12 protein-coding genes are annotated in these 14,158 nt (G+C 66.4%); 2 read left to right on the forward strand and 10 right to left on the reverse strand.

Features of this window, described 5'->3' with window-relative positions; all coding sequences use genetic code 11:
* Nucleotides 1-83: 83 nt before the first annotated feature.
* Genes IE243_RS00225 through IE243_RS00240 form a run of 4 tightly spaced genes read right to left on the reverse strand, consistent with a single transcriptional unit; the run spans nt 84 to nt 2,562 of the window.
* Nucleotides 84-461, reverse strand: a complete 378-nt coding sequence (locus IE243_RS00225; protein ID WP_191317352.1) for an XRE family transcriptional regulator — start codon at nt 459-461, stop codon at nt 84-86.
* Nucleotide 462: 1 nt separating this feature from the next.
* Nucleotides 463-831, reverse strand: a complete 369-nt coding sequence (locus tag IE243_RS00230) for a type II toxin-antitoxin system RelE/ParE family toxin (protein WP_191317866.1) — start codon at nt 829-831, stop codon at nt 463-465.
* Nucleotides 828-1,145 carry a DNA-binding protein gene (locus IE243_RS00235; RefSeq protein WP_244642546.1) on the reverse strand — a complete coding sequence of 106 codons (318 nt, stop codon included), beginning with the start codon at nt 1,143-1,145 and terminating at the stop codon, nt 828-830. The genes IE243_RS00230 and IE243_RS00235 overlap by 4 nt, the downstream gene beginning before the upstream one ends.
* A complete protein-coding gene (locus IE243_RS00240) occupies nt 1,138-2,562 on the reverse strand; it encodes a tyrosine-type recombinase/integrase (RefSeq protein ID WP_191317353.1) in 1,425 nt (474 codons plus the stop codon). Before IE243_RS00240 ends, IE243_RS00235 begins: the two co-directional genes overlap by 8 nt.
* 579 nt (nt 2,563-3,141) lie before the next feature.
* Between IE243_RS00240 and IE243_RS00245 the strand changes: the two genes are divergently transcribed.
* Nucleotides 3,142-3,483, forward strand: coding sequence for a RidA family protein (locus IE243_RS00245; protein ID WP_191317354.1), 342 nt, complete (start codon nt 3,142-3,144; stop codon nt 3,481-3,483).
* Between the two features lie 100 nt (nt 3,484-3,583).
* Here the strand turns inward: IE243_RS00245 and IE243_RS00250 are convergent, their stop codons facing one another.
* From IE243_RS00250 to dnaN, 4 genes are all read right to left on the reverse strand, one after another.
* Nucleotides 3,584-4,069 carry a CAP domain-containing protein gene (locus IE243_RS00250; protein WP_191317355.1) on the reverse strand — a complete coding sequence of 162 codons (486 nt, stop codon included), beginning with the start codon at nt 4,067-4,069 and terminating at the stop codon, nt 3,584-3,586.
* A 444-nt stretch (nt 4,070-4,513) separates the two neighbouring features.
* Entirely contained in the window at nt 4,514-6,943 is a 2,430-nt protein-coding gene (gyrB, locus tag IE243_RS00255) for a DNA topoisomerase (ATP-hydrolyzing) subunit B (RefSeq protein ID WP_191317356.1), read from the reverse strand.
* A 259-nt stretch (nt 6,944-7,202) separates the two neighbouring features.
* Nucleotides 7,203-8,381: a DNA replication/repair protein RecF gene (gene recF / locus IE243_RS00260; RefSeq protein WP_191317357.1), complete on the reverse strand. Its 1,179-nt coding sequence runs from the start codon at nt 8,379-8,381 to the stop codon at nt 7,203-7,205.
* A gap of 46 nt (nt 8,382-8,427) precedes the next feature.
* Nucleotides 8,428-9,546: a DNA polymerase III subunit beta gene (gene dnaN, locus IE243_RS00265; RefSeq protein WP_191317358.1), complete on the reverse strand. Its 1,119-nt coding sequence runs from the start codon at nt 9,544-9,546 to the stop codon at nt 8,428-8,430.
* 369 nt (nt 9,547-9,915) lie between these two features.
* Between dnaN and IE243_RS00270 the strand changes: the two genes are divergently transcribed.
* Nucleotides 9,916-11,115: a M20 aminoacylase family protein gene (locus tag IE243_RS00270; RefSeq protein WP_191317359.1), complete on the forward strand. Its 1,200-nt coding sequence runs from the start codon at nt 9,916-9,918 to the stop codon at nt 11,113-11,115.
* 395 nt (nt 11,116-11,510) lie between these two features.
* Here the strand turns inward: IE243_RS00270 and dnaA are convergent, their stop codons facing one another.
* Nucleotides 11,511-12,977 (reverse strand): chromosomal replication initiator protein DnaA, encoded by a 1,467-nt coding sequence (dnaA, locus tag IE243_RS00275; RefSeq protein ID WP_191317867.1) that lies wholly within the window; start codon nt 12,975-12,977, stop codon nt 11,511-11,513.
* An 880-nt stretch (nt 12,978-13,857) separates the two neighbouring features.
* The gene (rpsT, locus tag IE243_RS00280; RefSeq protein ID WP_191317360.1) at nt 13,858-14,124 is read right to left on the reverse strand and encodes a 30S ribosomal protein S20; all 267 of its coding nucleotides are present in this window, start codon (nt 14,122-14,124) and stop codon (nt 13,858-13,860) included.
* Nucleotides 14,125-14,158 lie beyond the last annotated feature (34 nt).

Raw genomic sequence — 14,158 nt, forward strand, 5'->3', positions numbered from 1 at the left:
GCGGGGTCTCCCCGCAGAAGGGGGTGTGCCGGCGACCTCGGCGCAGGCCAGGGGGAAGGCTTTCCCCCTTCACCTCAAGCTGCTCACCTTGTTCCGGCCTGCTTCCGACGACGGGCCACAGTGCGAACCTCTGTTCCGATGCCCATGGTCATGTCACCCAGGCTATGGAGATGAAACGCCGGATGCGATGGCAGCTTCACCGTGAGTTCGAGCTTGCCGCCGATGGCTTCGACATAGCTGCGCAGCGTCGAGAGATACATATCCGCCTGCTTCTCGATCTTGGACACCGACGGCTGCTTGATGTTGAGGGCCGATGCGATGTCCTCCTGCGCCTTGCCGGCGATCTGGCGCAGCTCGCGCAGACCTTCGACCTCCTGCCGTAGATCCTGATAGCGCGCCTCGACGGCCGCCTGCTCGTCCGCCGGAAGCGCGGCGATGATTTCATTCAGGCTCCGTGCCATCTCAACGTCCCTTCTTTGCGGGTTTCAGGCTTTCCACATGCTCGGAAAACCGGAGATCCGCTTTTGCGATGAGCTGCCGGTAGAACCGCTTCTGGCTTCCACCGGACTTATCGCCCGCCACGAGCATGATCGCCCGCCGTTCCGGGTCGAAGGCGAAGGCTGCGCGCCATTCGCCGTCGGCCGCTTCAAACCGTAGCTCCTTCATATTGGCGTGTTTCGAGCCTTTGAGCGTGTCGGCATGAGGCCGACCAAGCTGGGGGCCGTAGTCTTGAAGCAGCCTCGCGGCTGCGATCAGGGCGACCCGGACATCGATCTCAAAGGCCAAAACCTCCGCCTCGAAGGCAGCGTGGAATTGAACTTCCCACATTATATAGCCTCCGAGCTATGCGGGTCAATGGATCGGAGGGGTGGCGTTTTGGGAGCGGCTCCCGGCGTTCGCCGGCAGCTTTCGGCCCAAGCGTCGAGATCGGCCACCGCGTAGCGGACATAGCGCCCGAACTTGTAGAAGGCCGGTCCGATGTCGAGGGACCGATAACATTCGAGCGAATGGGCATCGAGGGCGAGGTGTCGGGCCGCAGCCGCGGTATCGACGAAGCGGATTGGGCCAGCATCATAGACAAATTTTGCCCGTTGCAATATTTCCGGCGGAGGCCAGCGCGTTTCACGGCGGGTCTGTTTAGGCATGACTGGCCTCCTCCGTCTGGGCGTGCTTCGTGCCGGGAGGCGTGGAACGGTTTTCGCCCGAGCGGTGGCGATAAGGGCGATAATTTCCCACGCGCGTCCGCGACGTGTAGCTGCCATCCTCGAAACCAAGCGGCTTCCCGTCGGGCGACAGTTGCGGAGCAGCCGCTGCTTCGACCGTAGGCGTGACGACGATATCCGCAGCCGAGGGCAGAGTTGGCGCCGGCTGTGCTGGTGGCACAGGCGTTCCGGTAACGACCGACTGCCGCCGCTGCGCCACCGCCTCCGCCGCCGCGCGCACCGGATCGTCTTCGGTGTGGACGTAGCGCATGAACATCGTCACCGTCTTGTGCGCGGTGAGCGCCATGCCGACCTTCACCGGAATGCCGGAGTTGGCGATGTCGGTCGCCGCACGATGGCGAATGCCGTGCGTTCCGATGTGCGGCACCCCGGCTCGATCAAGAATGCGCCGCCAGCCCTGGTAATAGGTGTGCTTGGACATCGGAAGCTCCGGGTCGAAGATCGACGGGCAGACAAATGGTGAGTCTTCCAGTCGTGGCGCCGTCTCGAAGAGGCGATGGGCCTCGGCGCTCATGGGCTTGGACATTTCGCCGGTTTTGCTGTCCGGCCACACGACACGGCGGTTGTCGAAATCCACCCAATCCCACCGCATGTCGAGGATCTCCGACATCCGCGCCGCGAATTCGAATTGCAGACGAACGGCAAGGAGGATGAACGGGTGCTCAAGGCCCTCGGCTTCCGCGCGGTCGAGATATTCGTAGAGCTTCCGCAATTCGCCGTCAGCGATAAGGCGCGTCTTGCCGCGCTCGGGGAATTTGGGGATGTGGCGGCAAGGATTGGAACCGTCAGGTCGCAATCCCCACACCTCGGCCATGTTGAACATCTTCCGCACGGCCGCGAGCACGCGGTTGGCGTTGGTGGGGCTCTTCGACATCTTCTTCATCAGATGGGAGATGTCAGCGCGCGTCACATCGGGCACTTTGAGCTGCCCAAGGATCGGGATGATGTAGCGCTTTCCGTAGCCGCGATTCGACTTCACGGTCGAAGGCTTGTTCCGATCTTCGGAGTAGTCCGTGATGAACCGATCAAACAGCTCCTTCACGGTCAGCGCCTTGCGGGCGGCGTCGCGCTCAGCACTTGGATCGACACCTCGGCGGACTTCTGCCAACCAATCTTGTGCGATGTTCCGTGCTTGGTCGACGGTGAGTTCGCCGTAGCGCCCGATCGCTGGCTTTCGCCGCTGGCCGTTGTTCGCGACGTAGGCCAGCATGAACGTCTTGCGGCCGGTCGGCGTAACCTTTACGAGGAAGCCAGGGACCATCGTGTCCCGGAGTTCGTAATCGCGCTCCTGGGCAGTTGCGGCGTCGACAGCGGTCTTTGTGAGTTTGATTTTGGGCATTTCCTAACCTCCGTGGAGGCTGGAATTCAGGTGCAAAGTAGGAGCACCTAGAAAACCAACCGTAGCGTATGTCCGGTTAGGTAAGGATGTGCCGATAGCCGATAAAAGCTAGTGCTTACAATCGGTTATCGGGAAATCGGATACCCCCGGATACACAAAGGATAGGGGATATTCGGTCTCTCAAAATCGAGTTCCGAAAGGAGTGCTGGTTCGAGGCCGGCCAGGGGCACCAATTATTCCGCGCCCGACGCATTTGCGTCGGGCGTTTTTTTGTGGGCTGTGATCGCCGCCGCCGGGCCCGGGTGTCTGGGGCCGGATTGCGCGCCCTGCTGATGCATCTGGCGCGTTGACGCGGCTGCAGTTCAGGCGAAGCCCCGCGCCCATTTCAGGTCCATGAGCCCCGGGCCTGGCGCACGACGTCACAAATTGGGCGTTTGCCACCGCGCCATATGCGTATATCTGGCGCATCTGATCGCGCCGGAGGTTGATTCCGGCCCGGGGGCTGGTGCATGGCGGTGTGGCCCTGACCGGCTGCCGTCTGTTTTTGCAAGCGCAGCAACGAGCTGCAGGGAGTTGGGCATGACCATTCGCCGCATCGAGAACGGCCCGCGCATGAGCCAGGCCGTGGTTCACAACCAGACCGTCTACCTCGCAGGCCAGGTTGCTGGCGGCGCTTCCGTCGCCGAGCAGACCCGCACGATCCTCGGTCAGATCGACGCGCTGCTCGCCGCCGCCGGTTCCGACAAGACGAAGATCCTCACGGCTACGATCTATCTCACCGACATCGCCACGTTCGGCGAGATGAACCAGGAGTGGGAAAAGTGGGTTGTGCCCGGTGAAACCCCGGCCCGCGCCACCGTTGAAGCCGGCCTCGCCGCGCCGGAATACAAGGTCGAGATCGCCGTCATCGCCGCGATCTGAGACATTCGGGTCTGATGGTTGCCGATGCGCGGGGGGCTGCTCCCGCGCATTTTTTTGCCCGGCCAGCTCCGGCGTCTGCCAGAGGGCCGGTCGGGCGTCCTCAGTTGGCCAGCACAAGCGCCCAATAGGAGCCGTAGCCCTTGCCGGGCGAGGTGGCTTTCGCGAGGCCGATGCGGCGCATGTCCGGCAGCAGCATGTTGCGGTTGTGGCCAGAGGAACGCTTCCAGCGGTTGATGACGTCAGCCACGTCGGACGAGCCGGCGCTGAGATTTTCAGCAGCGGCGCCGGGCGCGCCATAGCGCTCCATGCGCGCGCTGAAGTTGCCATGGGTCAGCTTGCCGTACTGGGCGACGGCGACGGCCTGTTCGGTGGCAGGGGCGTTCAGCGCCGTATCAAGGCGCACCGGCGACAGGCCGTTTGAGACGCGCCAGGCGCTGATGAGGCTGGCGGCGCGGGCGGCGTCAGCGGTCGAGACGGAAATTTCCTCGCGGGCCACGCGTTTTTCCGGCTGCAGGGCGCAGGCAGCGAGAGCAGCGGCGAGGGCAGTGACGGCGCAGGCCGCCCGGATTGGGGAGAGGTTTGTCATGGCCATCTGCCATGCCGCTGAAATCAGGCGACAATTCAGCAGGACGGCGGAAATTTTCACGGGTCGCCAGGCCGCCCGTTGTGCGGGCGGCGCGATCTGCCGTCTGGCGACGGCCGCCCGGTTCATACGAGCAGGCTGGGGGGGGCTGGCGTGGAAGCAGGCAGGGAGCGAACGCAAACAGGGAGCCTGGGCTCCGAACCCAACGCCTGACATATCCGGGGTCGCCTTGCCGGAAAACGCCTCGGGCGCGCCCGTGAGCGGGCCCATTTCCATCGTTACGGCCGGGGCCGTTCCCGCCATTTATCGAGGCATTCGAGTGAGCGCCGCGAGCCTTTGGGGCCATGACGCATCACCTCTGGCGTGGCGCAGGCGACGCGGATGTCCGCACCTGTGCGCGGACATGACGCGCCGGGGCGCGCGGGCCTGGCGGCCCCGCCGTTTGCGTCACACGTCGAGGTTGGAGACGGTGAGCGCGTTGTCCTGAATGAAGGCGCGGCGCGGCTCCACCACGTCGCCCATCAGTTTCACCAGCAGATCGTCGGCGTCCTGGACGTCCTTGACCTTCACCTGAAGCAGCGAGCGGTTGTCGCGATCCAGCGTCGTTTCCCAGAGCTGGTCCGGGTTCATCTCGCCGAGGCCCTTGTAGCGCTGCAACGAGAGGCCCTTGCGACCCGAGGCGGTCACCGCCTCGAACAGCTCGTTGGGGCTGTGAATCGGCGTGATCTCCGCCCTGCGCAGCAGGGTGGCGGGCGCGGCGTAGACGTCGTGCAACTGGGCCTGGCGTTCTGACAGGCGCAGCGCCTCGCCTGAAGCCAGCAGGCCGGCGTCGAGATCGACTGATTGCTTCACGCCGCGCACCATGCGGGTGAAATGATAGCCGCCATTGGCGATTTCGCCCGTCCAGCCGCGTTCCGTCTCTTCCGAGATCACGTCGAGCCGCGCGGCGATGGCGGCGGCGATCTGGGCGGCGGCCTCGGGTTCATTGTCGACAATGCCGGCGCGCAGACCACCGGCGATGGCGGCCTGCTCCACCACGGTGCGATTGTAGCGGGTGTGCAGCGACGACAGCAGCGTGCGGACGTTGCGGGCTTCTTCCACCAGGGCGCGCAGGTCGAGACCGCCGCGCTCTTCGCCGTTGGCGAGGCGCATGGTGGCGCCGTCGAGGCCGGCGTCGATCAGGTAATCGTCCAGGGCGCGCTCGTCCTTGAGGTACTGCTGGGACTTGCCCTTGGTGACCTTGTAGAGCGGCGGCTGGGCGATATAGACGTGGCCGCGGTCGATGATCTCGCGCATCTGGCGGAAGAAGAACGTCAGCAGCAGCGTGCGGATGTGCGAGCCGTCGACGTCGGCGTCCGTCATGATGATGATCTTGTGGTAACGCAGCTTGTCCGCGTTGAAATCCTCGCGGCCGATGCCCGTGCCCAGGGCCAGGATCAGGGTGCCGATTGTCTCCGACGACAGCATCTTGTCGAAGCGGGCGCGCTCGACGTTGAGGATCTTGCCGCGCAGCGGCAGCACCGCCTGATACTCGCGGGCGCGGCCCTGCTTGGCGGAGCCGCCAGCCGAGTCGCCCTCGACGATGAACAGTTCGGACAGGGCGGGATCGCGCTCCTGGCAGTCCGCCAGCTTGCCGGGCAGCGAGGCGATGTCGAGCGCCCCCTTGCGTCGCGACAGCTCGCGGGCGCGGCGCGCCGCTTCACGGGCCGAGGAGGCTTCCACCACCTTGCCGACGATCACCTTCGCTTCGGTGGGGTTTTCCTCAAGCCACTGGCTGAGCGCCTCGTTCAGCGCGCCTTCCACGGCGGGGCGCACCTCGGAGGACACCAGCTTGTCCTTGGTCTGGGAGGAGAACTTCGGGTCCGGCGCCTTCACCGACAGCACGCAGGTCAGGCCCTCGCGGCAGTCGTCGCCGGTGAGCGAGACCTTCTCCTTCTTGCTCAGGCCACTGGCGTCGGCATAGCCGGTAATCTGGCGCGTCAGCGCGGCGCGGAAGCCGGCGAGGTGGGTGCCGCCGTCGCGCTGGGGAATGTTGTTGGTGAAGGCCAGCACGTTCTCATGATAGGTGTCGTTCCACCACAGGGCGGCCTCGACATCGATGCCGTCGCGGGTGGCGCGCACGACGATCGGCTTGCTGACCAGCGGGGTCTTGGTGCGATCGAGATAGCGCACGAAGGCTTCAACGCCGCCTTCGTACACCAGCTCCTCGCGCTTGTGCTCGGCGCCGCGGGCGTCGGTCAGGATGATGCGCACGCCAGAGTTCAGGAACGCCAGCTCGCGCAGGCGGTGCTCCAGGGTGGCGTAATCGAACGTGACCTGACTGAAAATTTCGGGCGACGGCAGGAACGACACTTTGGTGCCGCGATTGCCATTGGACGGGCCGGTGATCGCCAGGGCCTCCACCGCGTCGCCGCCGCGAAACTCCATGGCGTGCTCCTGGCCGTTGCGCCAGATGGTCAGGCGCAGCCAGGTGGAGAGGGCGTTGACCACGGAGACGCCGACGCCGTGCAGGCCGCCGGACACCTTGTAGGAGTTCTGGTCGAACTTACCGCCAGCGTGGAGCTGGGTCATGATGACCTCGGCCGCCGAGACGCCCTCTTCCGGGTGCAGGTCGGTGGGGATGCCGCGGCCGTTGTCGGTGACGGTGCAGGAGCCGTCCGGATTCAGGGTGACGGTGACTTCGGTGGCGTGGCCGGCAAGGGCCTCGTCGATGGCGTTGTCCACGACCTCGTACACCATGTGGTGGAGGCCCGATCCATCGTCCGTGTCGCCGATATACATGCCCGGGCGCTTGCGGACCGCGTCCAGACCTTTCAGGACGCGGATCGAATCGGCGCCGTAGCTTTCGGCATCGGCGTTACGGGCTGCTTCTGACATCTGTTTCCCTGAATTGCTGACGGGCTTCCATACGCCTGACGGCGGGAGCGTGCGCCGCGCGCCAGGCCGGCGACCGCCGGCCCATGCTACCGGGGAGCGCGCGCGCGCGCGTACATTACGAATCCCGACCCCACCTATATAGGCTTTTCACGGCCGGCGCGCCAGTCGCGGCTGGCGCCGTCAGTCAGGCGCGCGATGACAGCGCCGTCTGGCGGACGCGACAGGAAAATTCGCTGTCATGGAGGGTTGGCGGCGGGCTTCAGACCGGCGCCATGAACGGCGCCGCGGCGCCTGGCGTCACCCGCAACAGTTGCGAGCCGGCGGGCAATTCCCCGAACAGGGCTGGATCGGCGCCGGTCATCCACACCTGGGCGCCAAGCTCCGCCAGCTCCAGATACAGCGCCCGCCGCCGACCAGGATCGAGATGGGCGGCGATTTCGTCCAGCAAAACCAGCGGCGCCATGCCGCTCATGGCGGCGACCAGCCGGGCGTGGGCCAGCGCCAGGCCAATCAGCAGCGCCTTCTGCTCGCCGGTGGAGCACAGTTCGGCCGGCATGTCGCGCGGGCCATGGCGCACCGCCAGGTTGGTGGCCTGGGGGCCTGAGAGGGTGCGCCCGGCGGCGCGATCGCGGGCGCGGCCGTCGCGCAGCAGACGCCGGTAGTGATCCTCCACGTCGAGGGCGGGGGCGCCGGCCACCATGTCCTCGATGGCGCCATCGAGGCGCAGGCCCGCCCATGGGAAGGCCGAGGGCGCGTCGCGGCGCGTGGCGGCAAGGGCGGCGAGGCGGTCGGCGGTCTCGCGGCGGGCCGAGGCGACGGCGACGCCCAGTTCCGCCACCTCGCGCTCCACCGCGTCGAGCCAGGCGGCGTCGGCGCGCGGATCTTCCAGCAGGCGGTTGCGCGAGCGCAGCGCGCGCTCGAAGGCGTTGACGCGCGCGCCATGGCTGGCGTCCACCGCCAGCACCAGCCGGTCGAGAAAGCGGCGACGGTCGCCGGGCGGGCCGGCGAACAGGCCGTCCAGCGCGGGGGTCAGCCAGACAATGCGCACATACTCAGCGAAAGCGGCGGGAGAGGACACGGCCTCGCCGTCGATGCGGCTGCGTCGGGACAGCGCGCCGGCCCGCTCCTCAAGCGCGGCGCCGAGCCGGGCGCCGCCGCTTGCCTCATCCAGGGTGATGGAGACGGCAAAGCTCGCGGCGTCACCCGGCCCCTCGCCAGCCGGCGCGCCGCCCTGGGCCATATGACGCATGTCGCGCAGCTCGGCCCGCCGCAGGCCGCGGCCGGGGGAGAACAGCGAGATGGCTTCAAGAATATTGGTCTTGCCGGCGCCATTGTCGCCGACGAGGGCGACCAGCGCGGCGTCGGCGCGCAGATCCAGCGCGCGGTAGCTGCGAAAATCGCGCAACATCAGGCGCGTGATGCGCGGCCGTAAGGTCATGGCGATGTTCCGGGGCCTGGCGGCCAGGCTCCCGGCTTTCCCGAAATCAGACGCGCATCGGCATCAGGACGTAGAGGGCGGGCGCGCCTTCGCGATCCTGGACGATGGTGGGCGAGCCGGCGTCCGCCAGCTTGAAGAAGGCGGTGTCGCCGTCGAGCTGGGCGGCGATGTCGAGCAGGTAACGGGCGTTGAAGCCGACGTCGAGCGGCTCGCCTTCATAGTCGACGCTGATTTCTTCCACTGCCGAGCCGGAGTCCGGGTTGGTCACCGACAGGGTCAGCTTGCCTTCCTGCAGCGACAGCTTCACGGCGCGGCCCCGCTCGGACGAAATGGTCGAGACGCGGTCCACGGCGGGCGTGAACTCGCCCAGTTCCACGACCATGACCTTGTCGTTGCCGGCGGGAATGACGCGCTGGTAGTCGGGAAAGGCGCCGTCGATCAGCTTGGAGGTGAGCACCACCGGGCCGATGGACAGGCGGATCTTGCTGGCGGAAAGCTCGATGGCCGCCTCGCCGTCGACGCCGTCGAGCAGCTTCTGGATTTCGGCGACGGCCTTGCGCGGCACGATCACGCCCGGCATGCCCTCACAGCCAGCCGGCGCCGCCACGTCGACCCGGGCGAGCCGGTGGCCGTCGGTCGCCACCGCGCGCAGGGTGGTTTCGCCATTGCCGGCGGCGGCGTGCAGATAGATGCCGTTCAGATAATAGCGCGTCTCCTCCGTGGAGATCGCGAATTGCGTCTTGTCGATCAGGCGCTTGATGTCGGCTGCCGGCGCGGTGAAGCGGTGCGGCAGGTCGCCGGCGGCGATATCCGGGAAGTCGCTTTCCGGCAGGGCCTGCAGGGTGAAGCGCGAGCGGCCGGCGCGGATGAGCATCTGCGCGCCGTCGCCAGCGCTTTCCAGCGACACCTGCGAACCGTCCGGCAGTTTGCGGACGATGTCATACAGCACATAGGCCGGCACCGTGGTGGCGCCCGCCTGGCTGGTTTCGGCCGCGACGGCTTCGGTGACCTCAAGATCGAGGTCGGTCGCCTTCAGGTTCAGCGCGCCGTCGGCCGCCCGCAGCAGCAGGTTCGACAGGATCGGAATGGTGTTGCGCCGCTCGACAACGCGATGGACATGGCCGAGCGCCCGGAGCAGAGCAGTTCTCTCGACAGTGACTTTCATGGCCTGACCCGTTGACGTTGTGGAGGGACCGTGGCGGCGGCGAACCCGACGCCAAAAGAAGCGCCCGGCGAGCCCGGTATGGACCCGCGCAGGGCTGGAGACAATGCAATCTTGCCGCCCCTGGCGCAAGTCCGGAAGCGGAAACGCCCGCCGCGCCAGCCCCCGTCCACAGCCGGCGACGGGCATCTGGCAGGACTTTCCCCTCCCGGCAGGCTCGACAGGGACACTTTATCCGCCGCATCATGAGCATCAATGCGGCGGCGGCGGGCCCGGTCAGGCGTATGCGCGTCGCCTTTCATGCCAGGCGCACGGGTTGCAGCCATCCTGCTGCGCCCGCCATTGCCCTGGCGACTGGGGAGAACCGGCCAGATGGGCGTGCAACAAGGCGTGCTTGAGAGCATTACGGCGTTCCAGGATGAACTGGTCGCCTGGCGGCATGACATTCATGCCTGGCCGGAGATCGGCTTTGAGGAAACCCGCACCGCCGCGCTGGTCGCGGACAAACTGGAAAGCTGGGGGTATGAGGTGCATCGCGGCGTCGGGCGCACCGGCGTCGTCGGCGTGCTGCGCGGCCGGACTGGCGGCGACAGGCAAGGCGCGGGCGGCAACGTGCGACGCGTCGGTCTGCGCGCCGACATGGACGCCCTGCCGATGGAGGAGGCGACCGGCCTGCCGTTCGCTTCGCGCAATCCGGGCCGCTTCCATGGCTGCGGCCATGACGGCCACACCGCCATGCTGCTGGGCGCGGCGCGCTACCTGGCCGAAACCCGCAATTTCGATGGCGTGGTCAATCTGATCTTCCAGCCGGCCGAGGAAGGGCTGGGCGGCGCCCGCGCCATGCTGGCGGACGGTCTGTTCGAGCGCTTTCCCTGCGATGAAATTTACGCCCTGCACAACGCTCCCGTCGGTCCCAGCGGTCATATCGGCATCTGCCGGGGGGCGGCCATGGCCGGCGCGGATTTCTTCGACATCGAGATTACCGGCAAGGGCTCGCACGGAGCCATGCCGAATGTCGGCGTGGACCCGGTGATGGTGGCGACGGCGCTGGCCCAGGCCATGCAGACCATCGTCAGCCGCAACATTGATCCGCACCAGCCGGCGGTGGTCTCGGTCACGCGCATACACGCCGGCTCGGCCTATAATGTGATCCCGGAAAAGGCGACGCTGGCGGGCACCGTTCGCGCGTTCGACGACCGGGTTCTCAAGAAGATTCGCGAGCGCATCGAAACGCTGGCGCAAGGCGTCGCAGCCGCTTATGGCGCCACGGCCCGGGTGGAGATCCGCAACATCTTCAATGTGCTCAGCAATCACGACGCCCAGTGCGACGTGGCGGCGGAGGCGGCGACCGAACTGCTGGGCGCCGACCGGGTGCATCTGGACGAGACGCCGAAAATGGGCAGCGAGGATTTCGCCGACATGTTGCAGCAGGCGCCTGGCGCCTATGTGTGGCTGACCGGCGACGTCTCCGCGCCGCTGCACAATCCGGCGTTCGTGTTCGACGACAAGATCCTGCCAGTCGGCGCCGCCCTGCTGGCGCGCATCGCCGAGAAGCGGGCGACGGCCGCCTGACCAGCAGGCGGAAGGCTCCGCCTTGCGACGGCGCGCGCCGCCAGGAATTGAGGCGGCGGCGTCATTGTTCATGACAAATCAAAGTGGCGGCGCGCTTTCACAAGTAAAAAAGCGCTCGGTCGCGCCGCCGTCAGGTATTCGACGCCCGTCATGGCTGCGCGCCGCCGTTTTGCCTCGCGGGCAGGTCGGACCATGACGCGATGACCGGCGACGGGCGGAGCAGACGGGCGGAACAGAAAAGCCTCCGCTGTCGCCAGCGGAGGCCTGATCCGGACCGGTGAAAGCGTTGCGGCCAATATCCCGGCGCGAAGATGCTGACGCATCCACGCCTTGCAGGCCCAGACGCGGCCCTGCTTTGATCAGGGAGCGATGAGCCATGCTCATCGCGTCTGACGTCAGTCGAGCAGCATGCGCTTCAGCAATTCCACTTCTTCCGACAGCGAGCGGTCCTCGCCGACCTGCTTCTCGATCTTGCGCACCGCGTGCAGCACGGTGGTGTGATCGCGGCCGCCGAAGCGACGGCCGATTTCCGGCAGGGAGCGCAGGGTCAACTGCTTCGACAGATACATGGCGATCTGGCGCGGCTTGACCACCGCCGCCGTGCGACGCTCGGACAGGATGTCGGCGCGCGACACGTTGTAGCGCGTGGCGACAAGCTTCTGGATGTCCTCGATCTTGACGCGCTTCGGCTCGCGGGTGCGCACCAGGTCGCGGATGGCGTTCTCGGCGGTTTCCACCGTGATCTCGCCGCCCGACAGGGTGGTGTGGGCCAGCAGGCGGTTGACGGCGCCGTCGAGATCGCGGCCGTTGGTGGTGATCACCGAGGCCACATAGGTCACGACTTCCGGGCCGACCTGGAAGGCCGGGTGCTTGACCTGCATCGCGGCGATGCGCGCTTCCAGGATGCGCATGCGCAGGGCGTCGTCGAGCGGACCCATTTCAACCACGAGGCCGCCGGCGAGACGCGAGCGGACGCGTTCGTCGAGTGTCTCCAGCTCGGCCGGCGGCCGGTCAGCGGCGACAACGATCTGGCGACCGGCGTCGATGAGCGCGTTTACCGTATGGCCAAACTCCTGCTGGATCGACTTGCCCTGGATGAACTGCACGTCGTCCAGCACCAGGAGGTCGATGGCGCGCAGCTTCTCCTTGAAGGCGAGGGCGGTCTGCGACTTCAGGGCGTTGACGAAGCCATACATGAAGCGGTCGGCGGTCAGATAGATGACCCGGCGGCCGCGTCGCTCCATCTCCTGGGAGACGGCCTGCAGCAGGTGGGTCTTGCCGAGGCCGACGCCAGCGTGAAGAAAGAACGGGCTGTAAAGCGGGGCGCCGCCGTCATGGCTGGAGATGCGCTCGGCGGCGGCGTGGGCCAGGGCGTTGGAGCGGCCCACGACAAAATTCTCGAAGCACAGGCGCGCATCAAGCGAGTTGCCGACGATGTCGGACTCGGCGCTGGCGAGCGCAGCCGGCGCGGCCTGAGCCGCCGCAGCGGGGGCAGGGGCGCTGGCCGGCGCGGCGTTGCGCGCCGGCGCAGCAAGCGCCTGGGTCTGGGCCTGCGGCGCCGGGCGCGGCGCTTCGTCGGGCATGCGCGAGGAGATCACGGCGCCGCCAGCCGAACGCACGCCAATGATCAGCCGGGACACGCCAGGAAAGCCGGTGCGGAAAATGCTGAGCACGCGATCAAGGTAATTGGCCTCGATCCAGCTCTTGAGAAAGCGGGTGGGAACCGTGAGGCGGGCCGTTTCGCCCGAAATGGCGTCCAGCTCCAGCCGGCCAAACCAGCTCGAAAATACGTCCTCGCCCAGCTCGGCCCGCAGGCGACGTCGCACGCCGTTCCAGGCGTCGGCGCGGTCTTCCGGCGACATGTCGCCGAGGCTCCCAAGGGCGTGATCTGCTGCGGCGGCGTCCCGGAGGTCGTGACCATTCCCAACGGCGCTGATCTCACCCTTAAGCATACCTACGCACTCCGTGTCGGTTTTTGGCGCGTGATCGGTCCGTTCCCGGTCGCGATCATGCGCGGTTTCAGTTGGCTGGGGCCGGGCATATGACGTTCGTTACGGGGCCGGACTTCCGTCCCGTGCGAACGCAACATGCTCAAGGCAAACGCCACCCCGTTCAGCAGGCGCTGGGCGCCACGCTGACGCTCACAAGTATTTCCACGCTCAAATCAACGCAAAGCACAATGGCTTTGGCCGGTGGCCGGCGCGTGTTCTCACAAGGTGGAAGAAACAGGTCTCCTCCCCCTTGTTCAAGGGTGGAACTACATAAAACATCTTGAGGAAAACCCGGGGTGACCCGAGTGAGGTGACCTTACATGCGGGGGGCGGCCCCCGCAACTCGCTTGTTGGAAACTTTCATCCGGTGAGCTGGCGCCGGAGCGCGGCGAGCCGAAGTCGTCCTTCCGGAGCATTTTGCAAGCCATTGGGAGTACGTCGGTTTCCGGGGAGAAAAGCCGGGTGTGGCGGCCGCGTGACATTCATATGATTGCGATACGAATGTCCTGTCACAATCGGCCGGGAAGCGCATGATTCGATTGGATTGGAATGTCTTGCGGCATAACACACTGATATATTTACAGATTTCATGACCGCCTGCGGGTCGCCCGGCCTGTCGTGGGGCTGTAATATCAGTGGAAGTGAGTCAATCCGTCCGACGGAAGAAAATGCACCCGGCGCGATGTCGTGAAGGCAATAAAAAAGGCGCAGCGACAGGGCGCTGCGCCTTTCAATACCTGTGCTGCGGATGTCAGGCGCTGAGCGCCTTCACCCGGCTGGCCAGACGCGACACCTTGCGCGAAGCCGTATTCTTGTGCAGCACGCCCTTCTGGGCGGCGCGCATCAGCTCCGGCTGCGCGGCGCGCAGCGCTGCGGCTGCGGTGGCCTGGTCGCCGCCAGCGATCGCCTCTTCAACCTTGCGGAGGAAGGTGCGCATACGGCTCTTGCGGCTCTTGTTCACAGCCGCGCGCGCCAGGATCTTTCGGGTCGCCTTTTTGGCCGACGATGTGTTGGCCATCGCGCCGTCCTTGTGTTGTGCGGATCGCCGCCTG

Origin of the sequence: Camelimonas fluminis (assembly GCF_014656355.1) — a bacterium.
In the GTDB taxonomy this organism is placed as follows: domain Bacteria; phylum Pseudomonadota; class Alphaproteobacteria; order Rhizobiales; family Beijerinckiaceae; genus Camelimonas; species Camelimonas fluminis.